The organism is Lacihabitans lacunae (assembly GCF_042649125.1).
In the GTDB taxonomy this organism is placed as follows: domain Bacteria; phylum Bacteroidota; class Bacteroidia; order Cytophagales; family Spirosomataceae; genus Leadbetterella; species Leadbetterella lacunae.
In genome coordinates, this window is the sequence record NZ_JBHRYQ010000001.1 from 86,243 (window position 1) to 106,914 (window position 20,672).

Consider the following 20,672-nt stretch of genomic DNA (forward strand, 5'->3'; position numbering starts at 1 on the left):
ATGATGGTTATTATTGTACTATTTTTGAAAAAATGAATGTAAAGATTTTGAAAAATAAAAACCTGATTCTTCTGATTTCCATCCTTATATTTTTGGCTGCTGGTAGCTATATGATCTTTTTTAAAGAAGAAAAGGTAATGCCACTGACTAAAAGTTGGGAGATTGCTATTCCAAACCAAAAGACTCCTGCGGGTTTGGTTGACCTAAGTGCAAAAAACTGCGGAACTTGCCACGTAAACCATTACAATGAATGGAAGCAAAGTACCCATGCAAACGCGTGGACAGATATGCAGTTTCAGGCGGAACTAAAGAAAGAATCGAGTCCGTTTATGTGTATCAACTGCCATATTCCCTTACAAAATCAGCAAGAATATATTGTGACAGGCTTAGTAGGTGGCGATATATATAAACCGGTAAAAGTTAAAAATGAAGCATTTGACAGAACCCTGCAGCAGGAAGGAATTACCTGTTCGAGTTGCCATGTGCGAGATGGCCATATAGTGGGGCCCACTGGAACCAGTTTGGCTCCGCATCCTGTAAAAAAAGCTCCCGCTATGTTGGATGAAAAATTGTGTATCTCCTGTCACAATGCTACTGCTGTTATTACGCCAACATTGGCGTGTACCTTTGAAACCGGCGATGAGTGGAAGAGAGGGCCTTTTTATGGAAAGAAAAATTGTATTTCATGCCACATGCCTGAAGTAGAACGAGAAATAGTGATGGGGTATCCAAAAAGGAAAAGCCATTACCATACATTTGCGGGTTCGGGTATACCAAAGCATGACACACTTACGGCTCCGATGCTAAACGGATATGGTTTTTATCCTGAAAAAGTAGCCTTGAACACTACTTTAGATAAGCCTATCAATTATACATTACGAATAAAAAATGAGTTTGCTGGCCATAGGGTTCCTTCGGGTGATCCTGAGCGGTTTGTGTTAGTAAACTATCAATTGCTTAATAGTAAAAATGAGGTGGTTGTCAAAAAACAATATAGAATAGGTGAGGAGTGGCAATGGTATCCGGTGGCGAAAAAAATAAGCGACAACAACATGGATCCAGGCGAAGAGCGACTTTATGAGTTTAATTCTAAAGTAACTGAAAAAGGTACCTACAAACTAAAAGTGGAGGTTACAAAACATAGAATGACCGATGAAACTGCCGCCTACAATAAACTCGATAAAACCTACCCTAAGTTTATTTCGGTTTATGAAAAGAGTTATGATTTTGTGGTGAAATAGCTCTGAGGATTTGTTTTTTTGATATTTTCCTTGGTAAGTGTTTTAGATTGGGCATATTTTCATGAAATTTGTTTTTTGAATTACAAACCCCTTTTGAAATGGCTACATTTGAACTCACCAAAGAATACCTAAGTGAAATAGAAGAGGCTGTCTCAAGTCAAAACATAGATTTTTTAAATACACAACTAGAAGATCTATTTCCAGCAGATATTGCTACTATTCTCTATCAATTAGAAGGGCCTGAGGCACACTCTCTTATTCGCCTTCTTGACACTGAGAAAGCCGCTGAAGTACTTTCAAATATCGACTCTGACGATCGTAAAAAGTTCATTAAAGAACAGTTTACTGTAGAGGAGATTTCAAAATACGTAAACTTATTTGACTCTGATGATGCCGTGGATTTGCTTAACGAGCAAAGCATAGAAGTCAGAGAGCAGGTGATAGCTTTACTAGAAGACCGCGAGCAAGCCCGATTCATTATTGACTTAATGCACTATCCCGAAGATGTGGCGGGTGGATTGATGCAGAAAGAGCTTATCAAAGTAAATATTTCGGATACGGTAAGCGACTGCGTGGAGGAAATAAGGGCCCAAGCAGAATCGGTAGATAAAGTATACGCCGTTTATGTAGTAGACGACGACCAAAAACTCCGCGGTATAGTTTCGCTAAAACAGATTTTGTTGACGAGGAAAAATACCAAAATCGAAAATATTTTTGAAGACGACATCGTATTTGTGGACACCACCAAAAGTGGCGATGAAGTGGCCGAAATTATGCAGCGATATGACCTTGAGGCCATACCTGTGGTAAACGCACTGGGCAGACTTTTAGGTTTAATTACAATTGATGACGTTTTAGACTTTGTAAAAGAAAAAGCAGAAGAAGACATCCAAGTGATGACGGGTATCACCGGTGAAGTAGACGAAGACGATTCGGTTTGGCTACTTGCTAAAGCCAGGATTCCGTGGTTGGTGGTGGGCGTTATCGGAAGTTTAATGGCTGCCTCGGTCATTGGTTGGTTCGAAGGCACCATGGCTAAAGTAGCCGGCTTGGCTATTTTTATTCCTTTAATGGCTTCTACAGGTGGCAACGTGGGAATTCAAACCTCATCGCTGATTGTGCAATCGCTCGCCGAGAAGTCGCAAATAAGTTTAAGTTTGGGCAAAAGACTATCCAAGGTTATTAGAGTGGCCCTTATTAATGGCTTAGTGGTGGGGATTTTAACTGGTATTTATGTGTATGCCATTGGCAAGCCCGAGTTGTTTTATGTAGTTTGTCTGTCTTTATTTTCCGTGGTTATTTTAGCGTCTTTCATGGGTACTATTACTCCCATTTTGTTAGATAAGTTTGGTGTAAATCCAGCAATGGCTTCCGGGCCATTTATTACCACTGCCAATGACCTCATCGGCATCGGAGCTTATTTTGGTATTGCATATTTGTTACTTCCTATTTAAGAAAAAAATTTATGATTGCGGTTATTCAGCGAGTATCTGAGGCTCAAGTAAAAATTGAAGGAAACATAAAAGGAGAAATTGGTTTAGGCTTTTTAGTACTTTTGGGAATCGCCGCTGACGACACTTTGGAAGATTTAGAATGGCTTTCTAAGAAAATCGTGGGTTTGCGAGTTTTTTCTGATTCAGAACAAAAAATGAATCTTGATATTAAAGATGTAGAGGGAGAGCTTTTGCTTATTTCTCAGTTTACACTTTTAGCTTCTACCAAAAAAGGAAACAGACCTTCGTTTTTAGAATCTGCCAAACCTGACATTGCCGTGCCGCTTTATGAAAAAATGATTGACACACTTTCCGGATTATTGGGGAAAGAAATAGCTACTGGTACTTTTGGAGCTGATATGAAGGTATCGCTGTGCAACGACGGCCCAGTTACAATTGTGATAGACTCCAAAAACAAAAAATGAGACCGAAGTCTCATTTTTAAATTTCAATTACATATTTCGGTAAGCCATTATTCCACCTAACACATTGTGGACCTTATCAAATCCATTTGCGAGTAAATACTGTTTGGCTCTATCGCTTCTTGCACCACTTCTACAGTGTACATAAATGTCTTGTCCTTTTAGCGGCTCTAATTCATCAAGGCTATCAGGTAAGTCGCCCAAGGGTATCAAAGTACCGTTTAGGTTATCCTCTTCAAACTCATCTGGATTTCTTACATCAATCAAATTAAACGGCTCTCCTTTTTCTATCAAAGCTTTTAACTCCTGTACGGTTATATCAAAATTCTCTTCCATATTATTAATTTTTATTATTACAGATTATCATCGCCACTGCCTTCGCCTGAGGTTACCCATAGGTTTACAGTTGAGCCTATTTTAATTTTTTCTTCATCGCCAGAGGCTGGTCTTTGTCTTAAAACTGTTCCCGGAGCTTTATCAGAAGCCTCGTAAACAATTGTGCCAACGCTTAGGCCTAATCCCGAAAGTAAAATATCAGCCTCGTCGTAGGTCATGCCCACCACATTTGGTACATCTATTTTTTGGTTTCCATATCCGTCTCCTACTACTAAGGTTATTTTTGATCCTTTTGGGATATCATCACCCGGCTGAATTTCTCTTTCTCCAATTTTAATTTTCAATACTGTGTTTTCTTCTAATGCCGGTATAAGTTCTTCTCCAGCGGCTATTAGGCCTGAACTAAGTAGTTGGTTTTTAGCACTTGAGGTAGAACGGCCAATTATGTTGGGCATCTTAACTATTGGAGCTGAAATAGAGGCTACGGTAAGGTATATTTTTCTACCAGACTTTACGTTAGAGCCTGATTTTGGGTAGTTTGCAATAATACTCAAAGGAACTGCCCCCGGTACAAATATGCTATCACTGATTTCGTAATCAAGGTCATTTTCGTCTAAAATATTCTCTGCTTCTTCGTAAGTTAAGCCCTTGAGGTTAGGTACTTTTAGTGACTCGCCGTGGTTGGTAGTCCAGGGGAGGTACACAAAGAAAAACGCAAAGAAAAATACGAGAATAATGGAAACAATAATGCCCAGATGGACTAAAACATCAGATTTCGAATTGGTGCTAAATTTGGACATTCTTTATGTTTAGATAATTTATGTAACGACAAAGTAATTTGTTTTTGTATTAAAATGCAAATGAACATTTTTAATATAGCTCTCTTAAAATTTAAGCGGGCAATGTTCGGCCCAATATTTTTTTAATATATTTTCCTAAAATATCAAATTCGAGGTTAACCGAATCGCCCACTTTAAGACTGTGGAGGTTCGTAAACTCCCACGTATAAGGTATAATGGCCACCGAAAACTCTGCGTCTTTTGAGTTTACTACTGTTAAACTTATGCCGTTTAAACATATCGAGCCTTTCTCTACGGTCAGGTTTTCTTTTGCTGGGTCGTAGGCTATCGTAATTAACCAGCTGCCGTCTTGGTCCTCTATTGCTTTACAAGTGCCTGTTTGGTCCACGTGGCCTTGTACAATGTGCCCGTCAAATCTGCCGTCAGCTTTTAGGCATCTTTCTTGGTTTACTTTATCCCCAACTTTCAGTGTTCCTAGGCTAGTTTTTTTTAGTGTTTCTTCTATGGCGGTAACTTGGTAGGTGCCTTTTTCTGCCCAAATTTTTTCGATAGTAAGGCAAACGCCATTGTGACTTACACTCTGATCTACTTTGAGTTCGCTTGTGATTGGAGATTTAAAAATGAAACTTACGTTAGTTTGGCTTATATTTTTTTCTTCTAAAATCGCCGTATTTTCTATTATTCCGGTAAACATTTTTGTTTTATTTACTTTATGCCAGCTTGCTTGCAGGCATACTACGTTTTTTGGTTTTATTTTTTAACTTCGCAAAAATATAACATTTATATCATTATGTTCAAAAATAAGTTTTTTATAGGTTTTATAGCTTTAGCAGTCGTCTTTATTTTGTTTTATTCTTTGAGAGATAAACAGACCTATGAAGAAAAAGCTTTGGCGAAAATAGAGAAATACAAATCAGACTTGGTAAATATGGAGGAAAGCCCAATCAAAGAAAATTCTACCACAGGCTTTACTTTTTTTGACCCAAACGAAAAATGGATCATTGATGCCGACTTTGTACCAAACGAAGCCAAAGAGACATTTAATATGCAAATGACCGATAAGTCAGTAGCAGAAACCAAATTGGTAGGGACAGCCAAGTTTAATCTCAACGGTAAAAATGTAGAACTTCTGATTTTTGATGAAGAATCCACATATTTACTTCCCTTTACTGACCAAACTAACGGAACCGAAACCTACGGTGGAGGTAGATATATAAATATCAGTAAAGATGCTGTTTCGGGCAATAAGATTGAGATTGACTTTAACCAAGCTCACAATTTCTATTGTGCTTACAACGAAAACTATATTTGCCCAATCCCCCCTATAAAAAATTCGATACCTGTAAAGGTAGAGGCTGGAGAAAAGAACTATCATTTATAAATCAATCAATCAAACTATGAAAAAAACGTTAATTTTTATTTTCTTCCTCGGAGTTCAATCGGTTTTTGGACAAGAGGTGGATGCCATGCTAAAAGATTCCAAAAAACTTTCGGGATTTTTTGATTTCTACTACCAAGAGTCAAAAGGGAAAGTGTATTTAGAAGTCAAAAACCTTGGAGAGGAGTTTTTGTATTACCCAAGTTTGGCACAAGGAGTGGGTTCTAATGATATCGGCCTAGACCGTGGAAGGCTGGGAGAAGAGCATATTCTTAAATTTGAGAAGTATGGAAATAAAATAATGTTGGTAGAACCTAACTATTATTTTAGAGCTATATCTACCGACCCAGTAGAACGAAAAGCGGTAGACGAATCTTTTGCCAAATCTATTCATCATGGGTTTGATGTTTTAAAGGCTACTGATGGAAGGATTTTCATAGACTTTACTCCTTTTTTATTGCGTGATGCAGTAGATGCCGCAGGAGCCATCGCTCAAACTAAGCAAGGTACCTACAGTTATGACGCTTCGAGATCTGCCGTTTTTCCTGAAATGTGCAAGTCTTTTCCTGAAAATTCGGAATTAGAAACTATAATCACCCTGTCGGGTTCAAAAGCGGGTGCATACCTTCGTTCGGTAACCCCAACCTCGGGTTTTGTGAGCATGCATCAGCATCATTCGTTTGTTAAGCTGCCCGACTTGGCTGGCTACGAACCCCGCGAATATGACCCTAGAATAGGTTATGGCGGCATAGAATTTTACGATTATTCGTCTCCTATTAATGAGCCGATTGTTAAGAAGTTTACTTCTAGGCACCGTTTACACAAAAAAGATCCAAATGCAGTTTTGAGCGAAGCCGTTGAGCCTATTGTTTATTATCTTGATCCAGGAATTCCTGAGCCAATCCGCTCGGCACTTTTTGAAGGAGCCACGTGGTGGAATCAAGCTTTTGAAGCGGCGGGCTACAAAGACGCCTTTCAGGTAAAAATGTTGCCAGCAGATGCGGACCCAATGGACGTAAGGTACAATTTGGTGCAGTGGGTGCACAGAAGCACAAGAGGGTGGTCTTATGGGGCTTCGATAATTGATCCACGTACTGGAGAAATATTGAAAGGGAAAGTTACTTTGGGTTCGTTAAGAGTGAGACAAGACTATTTGCTTGCACAAGGTTTAGCTGGTGATTATAGCCAAACAGACGATTCGAAATTAAACAAACTAGCATTTGATAGATTAAAACAACTTGCAGCTCACGAAATAGGCCATACATTAGGTTTGCCTCATAATTATATTTCGAGTATACAAGGGCGTGCTTCAGTGATGGATTATCCGCATCCTTTGGTGTTTTTAGAAAACGGTAAAGTGAACCTTTCGGAGGCTTATGCCATGGGTATTGGAGAATACGATAAATCTTCGATTATTTGGGGCTATCAGGATTTTCCTAAAGGAACAGATGTGAAAATGCAGTTGGAGCAGATCGTGCAGACAATGTTTAAGAAAAACTTGCAGTTTCTTACCGATCAAGATGCTCGCCCTGAAGGCTCGGTGCATCCTCAAACCCACCTGTGGGACAACGGTGCGGATGCTTCTATGGAACTTGACCGCCTAATTGAGTTGCGAGGAACGGTTTTAAAGAATTTTGACCTAAAAAAACTTCCTTCAGGTATGCCATTGGCTACACTTGAAGAAGTTTTGGTGCCCATGTATATGTTCCCAAGATTCCAAATTCAGGCTTCGTCTAAAAGCCTCGGAGGGGCATTTTATTCAAATGCAATAAATGGAGACAAAGCCGTGGTTTTTGAACCTGTAACAGGTGAGCAGCAACGAAAAGCTTTGACTACACTATTGAAAACCCTTACTCCTGAATACTTGGCTTTGCCGAAGCAATTGTTAGATATGATTCCGCCGCGGCCGTTTAGATACCCAGCGAATCAAAGAGAGACTTTCAAAAGAAAAACGGGAATGGCACTCGATGTGCTTTCGCCAGCGGAAGTTAGTGCCGAGCTTACACTTAGTTTAATATTGAATAGCGAACGTGCGGCTCGTATGAGTACCCAACAGATTTACGATAAAAATCTGCCTGCATTTTCAGAGGTACTACAAGTTCTTTCTCAAAAAATTATTAAAACCGAGCTGAATGCCAGAAACAACTATTTAGGTCAAATAAACAGAGTTGTGGCCGATGTTTACCTTAAAAAAATGCTTCAATTGTATTACAACGAGGGCACGGCAGTTGAGGTAAAAGCCAATCTGGCTGCAGAATTGAAAAGTATAAAACTTTATATTCAGAAAAACTCGGTTACTTTAGGAGGCTATGGAGACTTGGTTTTGGCAGACCTAAAGAGATATGAAGACAACCCGAGCCTAGTTCAAAGTATAGAGGTTTTGGTGGCCCCAGACGGTCAGCCAATCGACCAAGACTTTGATTGGTTAGGTTCGGACTGTAAAAACTAAATTTTGATTTCGGTGGTACTTTTCACTTCCGACATCACAAAAAATGAGTTTATCAAAGAAACTCCCTCTATAGCCGAAAGCTTTAGTTGGTGAAACTGATGATAGGCATCCATGTCTGAAACGGCGATTTTTAACAAGTAGTCAAAACTGCCCGAAACAAAATGGCACTCCAGTACTTCTGGGAGGTTTCTGATTTCACTGTCAAACTTACCGGAGACTTCTTTGGTTTGCTTCAATAACGTAACTTGGGAATACACCGTAAGGTCTATTCCCAATTTTTTTTTGTTTAAAATTCCCACATATTTCTCGATGATTCCTTCATTTTCCAAACGTTTGATTCTGTCATGAACAGGCGTAAGCGAGAGGTTTATTTTTTGAGCGATTTCTTTATAAGTCCACCGGCTATTTTCTTGTAGAAGCCTTAATATTTTACGGTCTATTTCGTCTATTTTTATTTTTGCAATGCTACTCATGTTTTCTCTAGTCTTAGGTTAAAAATCTTGATAATTTCTTAACAGAAAAATTTACTGTAAAATGGAATTAAAATACTTTAATAAAAGAAAATATTAGGGGTAAATCTATTAATATGATATGTTTTTTCTTTTATTTATAGCAAACATAAAAAAATATTCTTTAATATATATTTTTGTGCTGCGAATTATAAAAAATTCTAATCGGAAAGTCGCAATACAAATTATCAACAAATAAAAAATGATCGTCGGAGTACCAATTGAAATAAAAAACAACGAGAATCGTGTGGCAATTACGCCCGCGGGAGTAGTTGAGCTAGTTAAAAACAACCATGTTGTTTTAATACAAAAAGGAGCTGGAGAAAACTCTGGGTTTACTGACGACGAATTCGTTTCTGCTGGTGCAAAAATCCTTCCTACTATTGAAGAAATTTACGCATCGGCAGAGATGATAGTAAAAGTTAAAGAGCCTATCGCTGAGGAGTATGGTTTAATAAGAAAAGGACAGCTTGTCTTCACTTATTTTCACTTTGCTTCTTCGGAGCCTTTAACTCACGCAATGTTAAAAAGCGAAGCCATTTGTTTGGCTTATGAAACTGTAGAATCTGCAGATCGCTCACTTCCGTTGCTTATTCCGATGTCAGAAGTGGCAGGTAGAATGGCGATTCAAGAAGGAGCGAAGTATTTAGAAAAACCACTCAAAGGAAAAGGTGTATTGTTAGGTGGAGTGCCCGGAGTACCTCCTGGCAAAGTGCTTGTGTTAGGTGGTGGTATAGTAGGTACTCAAGCCGCTAAAATGGCCGCAGGTTTAGGTGCCAAAGTAGTAATCATGGACATAAGTCTTCCTAGATTAAGAGTCTTAAATGACATAATGCCCGCTAACGTAGTTACTATTCTTTCAAACGAATACAACATCAAAAATGCCATTAAAACAGCAGATCTAATTGTTGGAGCAGTATTGATTCCAGGTGCCAAAGCCCCTAATTTGATTACGCGTGACATGTTGAAATTAATGAGACCCGGTACTGTAGTTGTAGACGTAGCGGTGGATCAAGGCGGATGTATAGAAACCTGTAAACCAACTACCCACGAAGATCCAATTTTTATAATTGACGATGTGGTTCACTACTGTGTAGCCAATATGCCAGGTGCGGTTCCATATACCTCTACATTAGCTCTTACAAACGCAACCTTGCCCTACGTGTTACAGCTAGCCAACAAAGGCTGGAAAAACGCATGTGCTGAAAACGCTGCTTTAAAAAGAGGATTAAATGTAATAGCAGGTAAAGTTGTGTACCAAGGTGTAGCAGATGCTTGGAATTTGCCTATGAGCAAAATCGAAGATTTCTTTAATTAAGTATTTTCCCCCCAAACGTTATATTTTATTTTGGAATGAATTCTCGAATTTTCGGGAATTCATTTTTTTTTGTAGCCAGTCGCTAATTTTAAGTAGAAAGAATTTCTGTATTTTTAATATTCTATTAATTTTTTTGTACGTTTAAATACAAAAGGATTATCCTTAACCATAAGAATTTAAGAAAGATAGAAGCTTTCCTCCCCAAAATGAAGAAATTTAATTTAGTCATAATGGTTACCCTTGTATTTAGGGGGCTATTATTTGCTCAAGCCATTTCGCGTGGCCCATACCTCCAGGTCAGAACTCAAAATAGTATACAAGTACGATATTCAACAAATGTAGGGTGCGAAACTAAAGTGAAATACGGTTTAGCTCAAAACGCTTTGACAAACGAAGTAGTGATTGGCGGCTCTCGATACATGCACACTGCGAGCATAAGTGGCTTGGCTGCAAATTCAAAATACTATTATGCGATTTATAATGGAGCAACATTAATAGAAGGCGGCTTAAATAATTTTTTTATGACCAGCCAGGCTAAAAACTCTGAACAAAAGATTAGGATTTGGGCTACTGGTGACTGCGGAACGGGTACTCCTCAGCAACTTCAAGTTAAAAACGCGTTTTTAAATTATAACAATAATCAATATGTAGATGCGTGGCTGCTTCTAGGTGATAATGCCTATTCTTCAGGTTTAGATTTAGAATATCAGGAAAAGTTTTTTAATGTCTATCAAAATGACCCAATCATGAAACAAACCGCCATTTATCCTGTGCCGGGCAATCATGATTATTATATTTCAGCAGATGCTAAGTTTAATCATTTTGTGCCTTATTATGATATTTTTTCACCGGTAGCTAATGCCGAAATGGGCGGAGTTCCGTCTGGTCATAAAGAGTATTATTCGTATGATATTGGCAATGTTCATTTTGTAGCTCTCGATTCTTACGGGAGAGAAACAGCGAATAACTACGTAATGTCTGATACCATAAGTCCTCAAATAGTATGGCTAAAACAAGATTTAGCTGCTAATACACAGAAATGGACAGTTGTATATTGGCATCACCCGCCTTATACCATGGGTACGCATAATTCAGACACAGAGCCTGATCTTACCGCAATAAGAGAAAAACTAACTCCCATTATTGAGCGATTTAATGTTGACCTGGTTTTGACTGGGCATTCGCATAACTACGAAAGGAGTAAGTTAATAAAAGGGCATGTGGGGCTTGAAAATACATTTAATCCGCTGACACATGTAGTGAATTCATCTTCTGGGTTTTATGATGGAAGCTCAAATTCGTGCCCATACCTTAAAAAAAGCGATGGGTCTATTAAAGGAACAGTGTACGCTGTGGCTGGTTCAGCAGGGGCGGTTTTGTATGGACAAGCGAGTTTTCCACATGAGGCACTACCCCATGTGGTAGCCGACTTTAGTGGAAGTTTATTGATTGAGGTAGAAGGCGACAGGCTAGATGCAAAAATGATAGGCCACGACGGAGGTGTGAAAGACAAGTTTACGATTATGAAAGACATGAACCAAACGCATGTTCTAAAAATGCCAGTTAATGCATCAAGTTTTACGCTGAAGTCTCCATACAATGCCCCAACAAACTGGAGATTTACGACGGATAAGAGTTCTTCGATGCTAATTAATACACCAGTCAATGGCATGAAGTTTCATATTTCAGACACTAAAAATTGCCTTTCAGATATTCTACTAATAACCAATCAAGACCCATGTAAACAAGTGGTCAACGTTAGTCAGCTAATAGAAGAAAATTCGAGTATTCTGCTTAAAGCTTCGGATCAGATTTTTGCTGATTCTAAAATTTTAAGCCCTGCTGATATTATTTATGATTCAAAAAAAAGTGTGGAATTAAAACCCGGTTTTGAAACTATTCCGGGTAGTGTTTTTACTGCTAAAACAGGTGGCTGCGAAAACATAAATAATTAGAATTATTCAATGGTAATAAAGCCTAGCATTTTGCTTTTTTCGTTTTTAATTGAAATTACATAATAGGCTATTCCCTTTACATTCTTTTCGAATATAACTTTCAATTGCTTATCTTCTTCTTGAGTTTTAAACGGAATTGGGCTGCCATATTTATCAAAAAATAGCATCTCTTCGAGCTCAATGCTTTGGTCTAAAAGTTTAAATACTACAAATTCATTGAGGCCATCGCCATTTGCCGAGATTCCTTCTGATATAAAAAACTGCGGATTTTCCTGATTGGCTATCGCAAAAGCTTCATTCGAATTGGTAACATTTGATTCAGTACTATTTTCCCAATATAACTCAATATTCGAGTTTGATTTTACTTCTATTTCTTTCTCATAAAATCTTTGCCCGTCCACACTCCAATAGCTTAATGTTTGCTCATTTTTAGGATTTGCAACAAGCAAAAAAGTATTATCTCGTGGGAAACTAAACTGCTCTTTAGTGGTATTAATAGTAGCAGAATTAGTTTTTGAAGCTCCCATTGAAACCAAATATGAGCCAAGTTCGGTGTTTGTATTTTTCACTAAAACAGAATCGTATAATACATCACCCGAAAGGTTCAATAAGTGTTTTTTTACAAACGCGGGTCTAGTTTTTAAATAGTCTCTTACGTAATCGCAGTTTGCTTCCCACGCTTTTTTATCAGCAATAACTTTCCATCTTTTGGTGTGAGCGTCTATTTCTGGAGCGTATTGATTTTGAAATTTATCAAATAACAATAAGGCATTTTCTGCCTTAAAAGTAGTAGTTAGTAAGAAATTAAATCTTTCTACAAACTTTGCCTTAAAAGTGGGATTGTCTAAGAGTCTGGTAAAAATAATATTTGAAGGGTGGTATCTGGCTGTATTTAGGTTGTCAAATTCTGCATTGACGGTTTCACCTAAAGACCTTTCGGCATCGAAAAATAACCATCTCCATCTTCCATCTGCATTTTTGCTTGATTCTGAGTTAACTTCTGTTTTATACCTCCAAAGTCTCACATTGTTTTGTGGCCAGTCTATGTTACCCACATAAATGTGTGCGATTTGGAAATCTATAAAATTATCAATGTCGATTAATTCTTTTGCTTTCTCAAAGTTTCCTTCATTTCTTAAATCACTGGTTTTGAAAAAAGTAATTAAATTTTGATAGGCCGTTTTGTCTCCTTGTTCAACCTCTTCTGGGCCATAAAAAACTACTTTAATTAGGTCTAAGTTATTATCCGAAACATTGTACTTTTTCGAGATGTACTCATTGTCTACGCGTTCTCTGATATTGTGGATTCCCCAATATTCGCCATTGAGAAAGAGTACGCTCGGTTGCGATTTTTGTGTTGGTATATTTAGGTCTTTTACCAAAGTGTGAATGTAGGCGTCTTTAAACAATGTTTTGTTATAGTCATTTCCGCTATTTCTTATCAAAATACTATTTTGTCTCAAGCCATTTCCTTCATTAAAAAAGTCATACCCTTGGAAGTTTTCGTCCTCATAAATCCTGAAAGATTTGTATGCAAATGCTCGTGTACACGCACCGTGTATTCGAGCCCTGATTTTGAAATTTACAGACGCTTGGTTTTTCTTTATGTATTCTATGTTGCCTATTTTTTCGTTTAAACTGCCCCTTAGGTTGTAGTTTCCTTCGGTGCAGAGGCCTATTGGGTCCAGATTATAGGTTCTAAAAGTGTCAAATATTTGCCCGGCAGTATAGATTCCTTTTTTGTAATCGAAGAGCTCATTTTCGTCAATCATTAAAGAAAGCACAGGGAAGGTATACGGTTTATCTCCGCTAGAATTTATAAAGAAGCTACTGCTTATAGGTTCACTGGGTAATCTGTTTTTCTTTACTGCTATTGCTCTTATTGTATTAGTTTTGTCTATTGCGTAGTTTGGAAAATAGTTTGGTGATCGGTGATATGTGGATGACTTTAGACTCGTTCGGTTAGGGTTTAAACTAGCGTCTTCTAATTTCAGTTTTTTGCTGTAGGTGTACGTGTCTATTTGGTCAGTTAGTAAAGGTGCATTAGCAGGGTCTGAGCTTTTTTCTCTATAACTATTTTTATAAGTGTATTTTTTGCCTTCTAAGTTATTTGGACTTGGTGTAGAAGCGTCAGTGGTATAATATATTTCAGTAAAAAGAGAGCGTTTCTTTATTTTAAGCGTGAGTGAGTTTTTGTGATAACCGCCACTTTTTGTAAAATATGGAGTTCGAGTAAAGCCTTTGTATGCAGTAGCTTCGTTGTTGGTAATGTTTGGAGTTGGAAATTCAAAATACCTCCATTTTCTGCTGCCATCTGTTTCTCTGCCGCTTGAATAGTTTGTTTTTTGAGATTTGTAAGTAATTCGGTCTATTTTTTTGCCATTCGAATCAAATAAATATAGGCGTTGGCCGCTTTTGTTTAATTTGAATCCCAAATGTTTATCACCTTTGTTAGGTTCACCACTGGCAAATAATATTAAGTATCCTTTTGCAGGAATATTTAAATTTTTGGATGTGAGCGAAAGGCTATATTTTGAGTTTTTTGATTCCCCGATTTGATATCCTGCTAGGTCAATGCTTTCATCAGATTCATTGTAGAGTTCTATCCAGTCGTAGGTTTCACCGGTGGCATCTGGTAGTGAGGTATTGTTAGATGCCAGGATCTCGTTTATGCAAACTTGACTAAATACACGCTCCGCTAAAAATAGCAGGGATATAATAAGTAGGGCTTTTTTCATATGAGTTTTAGATGTAATTACGTTTTTTTTTAAAATTGGGACTAACTTTAAAAAACCTTTTTTCAAAAGGCAGGCATAATTTTTCGATCTATAGGGGTAAACTCGAGCCCAAAAATAAGTTTTATTTTCTTATAAAAGGAAAGAAAAGCGAATGTTTTATTTTAAAACCGTGAAAAATCCGACGTAGTTATTGGGGTCAGTTTTGGTTTTGTAACTATAAAAATAAGTGCCTGAGTTTAGAATCTCAGTACCTGTTAAGTTTTGACTGCTACCGTCCCAAAGTATTTTATTGTCTAAAATATCTGTTTCTGAAAAGCCTTTGATTTTTTGACCAAAGCGATCAAATATTTCTAAGTATTCTAATACCAATCCTTTGGGAATTAAGATTTCAAAGTTGTCGTTTTTACCATCTGCATTCGGTGAAAACCCATCTCTGATTTGTATTTGGTTAAACGGTTCTACACTAAACATAAAAACAGTTGGGTCTGATAGTAAAGGAATTATGAATTTTCCAGAATTAGAAGTGTCAGAAACCCAAGTAGAAGTTGGTGTTTGAGCTTTTATGAGGCTGTTATTAAAAAATGGGCCACTGTTTTTATCGCTAGCAATTCGGAAACTAAAAAATACACTGTCGAGTTGCCCAACTTCTAAGGTGTTGGTGTAAGTACTGTCGAGTAAATTTGTATGTAAATATCCATCAAAATCGGTACTCGCTTTCAAGTTACCACTTGTGCTGACACTGGGCGTTCCGAGAATTTTAAAATTGGAATTTGGCCCAAAAGTTGATCTTAGATTTTGAGAAATATGAATATTTTTCAGAACTGTATTTCCTAAGTTTTTGATCAAAACCAATAGGGTGTACTCCGATTGGTCGTTCGTGATTTTTACAGAATCCACTATTAATTGGGAACAAGCTATGGCGGAATAAGCAGGTCCCAAATCAAACTTTATGAGGGTAGGAGCTTGGTTATTTGTGGGGTCTCCATCTTGGTCTGGATCATGGTTATTTCCGTCAGTGGAGATATCCAAAGTGCTGTTTGCTTGCTCTGCCCATGCGTTTGCATAAAAATTTGGAGTGGTAGCTTTGCTTAAGTTAACTTTAAAACTAAGAGAAATACTGTTTTTTGAACGTGCCGAAATAGTGCTAAGGCTATCAATTAAGAGACTTATTCTTTTTGTTTTGCCTTCATAAGTTGGATTTACGTATAGAGACTTATCTGCTGTAACAGTTAAGGAGTTTTCCACCAAAGAGGCTCCATTTCCAAAAGTTTTGGCTAAGTCGAGCTTAATATCTATCGGATTTATACTATTTTCAGTAATGTTATTTATGTCTATTTTGAGTACAGCAGCATAAATCCCATTTGAGATTTTCTGAGTTTCTTCTGCCCTCATATTTAAGCCCACTGCTCGAACTTCAGTTTTACTGTTTAATACCCAAAACGCTGAGTTATTTTCTTTGTTTTCGTCTATTTGATCTAATGAAATCAAGTTAGCGGAAATTTTGGTTTCTGCTTTTGCATTAAGTATCAAATTGATGGTTTTCTCTATACTAGCACTAGTTTTTAGCTCTTCTATTTTAAACACCCAATATCCGTTTTCATATTTCCCTTCAGAGCCTGTGGTCTGAATTTCGTAATTAGCTAAGATTGGCACACCTACAATTATATTCTTTGCCGAATTTTTACCTATGTTTTCAATGCTTATTTTAAGCTGGATGGGTTCATTTTTTTGAGCTATATTTTTATCTGAAGAAATTGAAATTTTTATATCTGTATAATCGCTATTGGCGGGCAATTTGATTTCATCCGTACACGGATTACTTATTGCTTTTAATTTGGAAGAATTAGAAATACAACCGCTGTTATTTCTATTAAAAATATAATATGTTCCGGCTTTTGCCAATTTCGAATTTGGGTATATGGGTGAATTCGGGTCGTTTATTTCATGAAATGTATAAAGATCGGTCTCTTTTGTATTTAGTAAGGCATCTGTAAGATTTACCGTACTGTAGCCACATACATTTGCTATTTCTACAAGGTTATCTGGCGAAGTAGGATTTTCGAAGGCTTCAATACTCGTTTCGGCAGACCAATTGCTGACACAATCGCCATCTTTTGATTTACATTTTGCTTTATATTTGGTGACACTTTTTGCGGTTGGAGTTACTTTCAAAACTTCCCCTTTAAATCCATTTGACCATTCTACTAAACCCGTGCAGCCTTCGGCGGTTAATTGAGCACTTTGACCCAAGCATATAGTCGAGCTGCTTGTTTTAATTTTAGGAGTAGGTGGCAATCCGAGTTTGAGATCTATTTTGTTTGAAACTTCACTTAAACACTGATTTGCATAGCAAGATGCTGTATAGCTAACATTTGAAGTAGGTTTTACCAAAAGTAATGCACCTTCCAGGCCATTTGACCAGATTGTTTTTCCGGCACATTCACTTACTGATAAGCTTACGGTTTCGCCCAAACATAATATTTCTTTATCTGATGAGATCAGTGGAGGTGTGGCACGTTGTGATCGTTTTATTTCTACTTCGGCAGATACGTCAGACACGCCGCAAGTGGAACTGCAATACGCAGAATATTTCCCCTCGGCCACCTGTAGTGTTTTTCCTGTTGCTCCGTTTGACCAAAATACCGTTCCGTTTATACAACCAAGTGCATTTATTTTAATTTTTTCGGTACCGCAAATAATTAATTTTTCTGCTTCAAGGGTTGGAGTTTTAGGTCGGTTTTTTGAATAATCGGCTGCTATGGAATATGTGATATTTTGAACTTTTATATGGTCGGTTTGACTTTCAGTCAATGCTGTTTTTTTATAGGAGTCAATGCTAGAAAAGCCTTCTGCTTGGGTCGCACCATATAATCCGACTTGAGGTGCCACTTTAGTTTTAAAATTAATGTCGTCTAAAGTGAGAGCGTCTCTTGCACCTGATTTACCTGAGCCGGTGTAATAATATTTCCAAAAAAACTGTACGTATGGTTTTTTGAGGGCATCGTCTGGAACTCTAATCGCGGTAAATGTTTTTGAGTCATTTTCTGTGTTAGAACCTTGGTAGGTGCTGTTTTCTATTTCTTTAAATGAACCGTTTTCGCCCACTCTATAAAACAGCGAAATTGCATATTTTCGGGTGCCAACTATGCTTGTTTTGCATGTCCATGATACATTTAGCGAGTCAAGTCCTTCGGTGTTGGCTGCCATCACGAAGCCTCCTAATTGTCCATATGGATAGCCCGTGTGCTCGTTTGGTCCCGAAGTATTGATAAATGTTACGCCATTTTGGCCTTCACCCATTATTCTACTTCTAGTGTCATAGTCAAAGAGTCCGTCTGTAAAACCAGCTATGCCTGCAGATTTGTCTGGGTCGCGTTTGTCTAAAAACACAAACTTTGAATTCGGAGGATTGCTTCCTTTAGAATTTATGGCAGCCCATTCTTCAAAAAAATATCCACAATCAGCCAATGAGGCAGGCGGTATATTTGAAATGTCGGGTAAGTTAGTTTGCTCAAAAAAGGCTTTATAACTTGTGTTTTTATTCGAAATAACCACTATGGTTTTTTCGGTAGAAATGGCTCCGTCGTGCTCCCACCTCAGAAACCTGAAACCTGGTTTTTCTTCTGCCGTTATTGTTATGGGTTTGTTTTTATAATATTTTCCTTCCCATTCTAAATTTGCATTGAGTACTACTCCATCTGTCTCAGGCGAAATCAGCATTTGATTCACGCTGGCCACGCCCATTTTTAAGTCATTGGTAGCAATTTTTAAAGTAAAAGTAGTCTCTAATCCAAAAGTTTGTTGAAGCTGCTGACGCATCGCTTCGGGCCTTTCTGAAAGATATTTCTGTACTACGTTGCATTGGCTTATCCAGTTTGTTTTACTTCCCAGTGTGTTCCAACGTTCGTTATGCTTCGTAATTTCAGAGTCGTAAAGATTTCTAAATGTCTGCAGTAATTTAAGTGAGTTTTCAGTCTTAAAAGTTGTGTTTAGTTTGTCCGAAAATCTGGCGATAAAAAGGTTTTTGAAACTTTCATTTTCTAAGAATTTCCTGAAAATGAAATTCTCTTCTTTGGTTAAGGCTTGTTGTAGGTTGGTAAAATTGGCATCTACCACCATTCCTAAACTTTTTTCGGCATCATAAAATAGATACCGCCATCTACCGTCTTGTCCATAAGCGGCAAAAGGCGAATAGGTTTCGGTTCGGTTTCTCCAAAGACGCACATTGTTTTGTGGCCAATCAATATTCCCAACAAAAATCTCCGCAATTTGATAATCAATCAGATTGTCTATGTCAAAATAAGTCTTTGCTTTTTCATAGTTTGGGGTGGTCGTTAAGTTATTGGCCTTCAAAAAAGACATCATCTCATCGTAGTGAACGCCATCGCCATATTCAATTTCGTCAGGTCCGGTCCAAACTATTTTTCTTAAGTCTATTTGGTCTGTTTTTACGCCATAATGTGTGTTTAAATAGTATTTGTCTAGCCTTTCTCTGATATTATGAATTCCCCAATATTCTCCATTTAGATATACCACAGAAGCTTTTGAGCGTTGAATTCCAAATTGGAAGTTTTGAACCAAAGTATGAATAAAGCTATCTCTGAAAAGTGTGCCGTTGTAATCATTTCCTGAGTTTCTAAGTATAATATTGCGTGATACTAGCTCAGGTGAATCATTAAAAAATGCATAGTTGTCAAAGTAGTTATTTCCATAAACCCGAAGTGATTTATAAGGCAAAGAACGCGAACATGCTCCGTGAATTTTGAAACTTAAACTCTGATTTAAAACTTGTTTTTTTTGGTCGAATAATTCAAAATTTCCTGGCATTTCCCATTCGTCTCCTTCGTTTGAGAAGTTCCCTGGCGTACAAAAGTCAGATTTTAAATTTGGGTTTACTTTTCTATAATCGTCAAAACTTTTGCCTGCGGTATAAAAACCCGAGTTGTAATCAAAAAGGTTTTTTTCTGGAATAGTTACCGATATAACCGGAAAGTCAGTTGAACTAGACCCATTGTGATTTATAAAATAACTCTGCGTAACAATGTCACTGGGCAAATATCCGGGCTTAACGGCCACCGCACGCACCACTGTGGCTTTTGCTATGTTTACTTTTGGAAAATAAGTGGGTGCGTTGTCCCAAGTACTTGAGATTAAACTTAGGCTGTTTGCGGTATTGGTTTTATCTAATACCTTGATGGGCTCAGCGTTTGTGAGCGACTTGTATATCCGAGTCAGAAGAGGCCCTTCACTGTCGCCCTGATTTTGAATATATTTGTTTTTGTAAGAATACGTTTGGGTTGTAAGGTTGGCAAGGCTTGGTTCAGAGCCATCGGTGCTTACATAAACTTTAATGTCTGTTGTTTCTGCAGATATTTTTAAATCAAATGCAGTAGTATAGAAGCCGCCTTTTTGAGAAAAAATTGGAGCAGGAGTAAAGCCTAGGTATGCCTCGTTCACGTTGTTGGTGGTTTTAGGCGTAGCTTTAGTAAAATACTTTAAATTTTGAGAGCCGTCGGGTTGTCTGCCATAGGCTACGTCTTGTCGTTGATTTTCAAAATCGATTTTATTTATGATAGTTTTTCCATCAGGTGAAACCAATAGGAAGGATTCTTTTATGGCAGAAAGAGCAAAAGGAAGGTGGGTGTTATTGACAGTAGGTGCATTACTACACCACAGAACCAGAAACCCTTTGGGTGATATTTTTAAGCTTTGACTTCCTGCTTTTAATTGAAATTTATTTAGATTTTCGGGGTCATCACTGACATAATATCCGGTGATATCCACGGTCTGATTTCCGGCATTGTAGAGTTCTACCCAATCGGAGTAGTTTCCTTTTTCGTCTTTAAAGGTTTTGCTATTTGAAGCCTGTAATTCATTAATATACAGCTGACCATGTACTACTGAATAGTAACATAAGACAATTATAATTAATATGAATCTCTTTGTTTTCATGCAATAAATTAAAACCGAACATCATATGTAAATAATATGATTATTAGAATTTATAGGTGAAAAGCACAAATGTAAAGAGCC

The 20,672-nt window shown here is 37.6% G+C and carries 13 protein-coding genes; 7 read left to right on the forward strand and 6 right to left on the reverse strand.

What is annotated here, in order from left to right; all coding sequences use genetic code 11:
- Positions 1-32: 32 nt before the first annotated feature.
- From ACFOOI_RS00285 to dtd, 3 genes are all read left to right on the forward strand, one after another.
- Positions 33-1,241 (forward strand): multiheme c-type cytochrome, encoded by a 1,209-nt coding sequence (locus ACFOOI_RS00285; RefSeq protein WP_379833597.1) that lies wholly within the window; start codon positions 33-35, stop codon positions 1,239-1,241.
- 98 nt (positions 1,242-1,339) lie between these two features.
- A complete protein-coding gene (gene mgtE, locus ACFOOI_RS00290; protein ID WP_379833600.1) occupies positions 1,340-2,695 on the forward strand; it encodes a magnesium transporter in 1,356 nt (451 codons plus the stop codon).
- 11 nt (positions 2,696-2,706) lie between these two features.
- Positions 2,707-3,159, forward strand: coding sequence for a D-aminoacyl-tRNA deacylase (dtd, locus tag ACFOOI_RS00295; RefSeq protein ID WP_379833605.1), 453 nt, complete (start codon positions 2,707-2,709; stop codon positions 3,157-3,159).
- A 27-nt stretch (positions 3,160-3,186) separates the two neighbouring features.
- Here the strand turns inward: dtd and ACFOOI_RS00300 are convergent, their stop codons facing one another.
- The 3 genes from ACFOOI_RS00300 to ACFOOI_RS00310 form a co-directional block, all read right to left on the reverse strand.
- Positions 3,187-3,492, reverse strand: coding sequence for a rhodanese-like domain-containing protein (locus ACFOOI_RS00300; RefSeq protein WP_379833608.1), 306 nt, complete (start codon positions 3,490-3,492; stop codon positions 3,187-3,189).
- A gap of 17 nt (positions 3,493-3,509) precedes the next feature.
- Positions 3,510-4,292, reverse strand: a complete 783-nt coding sequence (locus ACFOOI_RS00305; RefSeq protein ID WP_379833610.1) for a PASTA domain-containing protein — start codon at positions 4,290-4,292, stop codon at positions 3,510-3,512.
- A gap of 91 nt (positions 4,293-4,383) precedes the next feature.
- Positions 4,384-4,986 carry a riboflavin synthase gene (locus ACFOOI_RS00310; RefSeq protein ID WP_379833613.1) on the reverse strand — a complete coding sequence of 201 codons (603 nt, stop codon included), beginning with the start codon at positions 4,984-4,986 and terminating at the stop codon, positions 4,384-4,386.
- Positions 4,987-5,082: 96 nt separating this feature from the next.
- Between ACFOOI_RS00310 and ACFOOI_RS00315 the strand changes: the two genes are divergently transcribed.
- Positions 5,083-5,673, forward strand: a complete 591-nt coding sequence (locus ACFOOI_RS00315; RefSeq protein ID WP_379833616.1) for a DUF1684 domain-containing protein — start codon at positions 5,083-5,085, stop codon at positions 5,671-5,673.
- A 16-nt stretch (positions 5,674-5,689) separates the two neighbouring features.
- Complete coding sequence (locus ACFOOI_RS00320) at positions 5,690-8,119, forward strand: zinc-dependent metalloprotease (RefSeq protein ID WP_379833618.1); 2,430 nt, start codon at positions 5,690-5,692, stop codon at positions 8,117-8,119.
- Here ACFOOI_RS00320 and ACFOOI_RS00325 read toward each other — a convergent pair.
- The gene (locus ACFOOI_RS00325; RefSeq protein WP_379833621.1) at positions 8,116-8,592 is read right to left on the reverse strand and encodes an Lrp/AsnC family transcriptional regulator; all 477 of its coding nucleotides are present in this window, start codon (positions 8,590-8,592) and stop codon (positions 8,116-8,118) included. The genes ACFOOI_RS00320 and ACFOOI_RS00325 overlap by 4 nt on opposite strands.
- A gap of 238 nt (positions 8,593-8,830) precedes the next feature.
- Between ACFOOI_RS00325 and ald the strand changes: the two genes are divergently transcribed.
- The gene (gene ald / locus ACFOOI_RS00330; RefSeq protein WP_379833624.1) at positions 8,831-9,946 is read left to right on the forward strand and encodes an alanine dehydrogenase; all 1,116 of its coding nucleotides are present in this window, start codon (positions 8,831-8,833) and stop codon (positions 9,944-9,946) included.
- A 206-nt stretch (positions 9,947-10,152) separates the two neighbouring features.
- Positions 10,153-11,901 carry a metallophosphoesterase gene (locus ACFOOI_RS00335; protein WP_379833627.1) on the forward strand — a complete coding sequence of 583 codons (1,749 nt, stop codon included), beginning with the start codon at positions 10,153-10,155 and terminating at the stop codon, positions 11,899-11,901.
- Between the two features lie 2 nt (positions 11,902-11,903).
- Here ACFOOI_RS00335 and ACFOOI_RS00340 read toward each other — a convergent pair whose 3' ends face one another.
- Positions 11,904-14,639 (reverse strand): CotH kinase family protein, encoded by a 2,736-nt coding sequence (locus tag ACFOOI_RS00340; protein WP_379833629.1) that lies wholly within the window; start codon positions 14,637-14,639, stop codon positions 11,904-11,906.
- Positions 14,640-14,795: 156 nt separating this feature from the next.
- Complete coding sequence (locus ACFOOI_RS00345; protein ID WP_379833632.1) at positions 14,796-20,591, reverse strand: CotH kinase family protein; 5,796 nt, start codon at positions 20,589-20,591, stop codon at positions 14,796-14,798.
- Positions 20,592-20,672 lie beyond the last annotated feature (81 nt).

Excerpts from the sequence above, each read along its gene's own strand:
- ACFOOI_RS00285 (WP_379833597.1), top strand. The coding sequence starts at position 33 with ATGAATGTAAAGATTTTGAAAAATAAAAACCTGATTCTTCTGATTTCC.
- ACFOOI_RS00300 (WP_379833608.1), bottom strand. The coding sequence starts at position 3,492 with ATGGAAGAGAATTTTGATATAACCGTACAGGAGTTAAAAGCTTTGATA.
- ACFOOI_RS00345 (WP_379833632.1), bottom strand. The coding sequence starts at position 20,591 with ATGAAAACAAAGAGATTCATATTAATTATAATTGTCTTATGTTACTAT.
- mgtE (WP_379833600.1), top strand. The coding sequence starts at position 1,340 with ATGGCTACATTTGAACTCACCAAAGAATACCTAAGTGAAATAGAAGAG.
- ACFOOI_RS00320 (WP_379833618.1), top strand. The coding sequence starts at position 5,690 with ATGAAAAAAACGTTAATTTTTATTTTCTTCCTCGGAGTTCAATCGGTT.
- ACFOOI_RS00305 (WP_379833610.1), bottom strand. The coding sequence starts at position 4,292 with ATGTCCAAATTTAGCACCAATTCGAAATCTGATGTTTTAGTCCATCTG.
- dtd (WP_379833605.1), top strand. The coding sequence starts at position 2,707 with ATGATTGCGGTTATTCAGCGAGTATCTGAGGCTCAAGTAAAAATTGAA.
- ald (WP_379833624.1), top strand. The coding sequence starts at position 8,831 with ATGATCGTCGGAGTACCAATTGAAATAAAAAACAACGAGAATCGTGTG.
- ACFOOI_RS00335 (WP_379833627.1), top strand. The coding sequence starts at position 10,153 with ATGAAGAAATTTAATTTAGTCATAATGGTTACCCTTGTATTTAGGGGG.
- ACFOOI_RS00325 (WP_379833621.1), bottom strand. The coding sequence starts at position 8,592 with ATGAGTAGCATTGCAAAAATAAAAATAGACGAAATAGACCGTAAAATA.
- ACFOOI_RS00340 (WP_379833629.1), bottom strand. The coding sequence starts at position 14,639 with ATGAAAAAAGCCCTACTTATTATATCCCTGCTATTTTTAGCGGAGCGT.
- ACFOOI_RS00315 (WP_379833616.1), top strand. The coding sequence starts at position 5,083 with ATGTTCAAAAATAAGTTTTTTATAGGTTTTATAGCTTTAGCAGTCGTC.
- ACFOOI_RS00310 (WP_379833613.1), bottom strand. The coding sequence starts at position 4,986 with ATGTTTACCGGAATAATAGAAAATACGGCGATTTTAGAAGAAAAAAAT.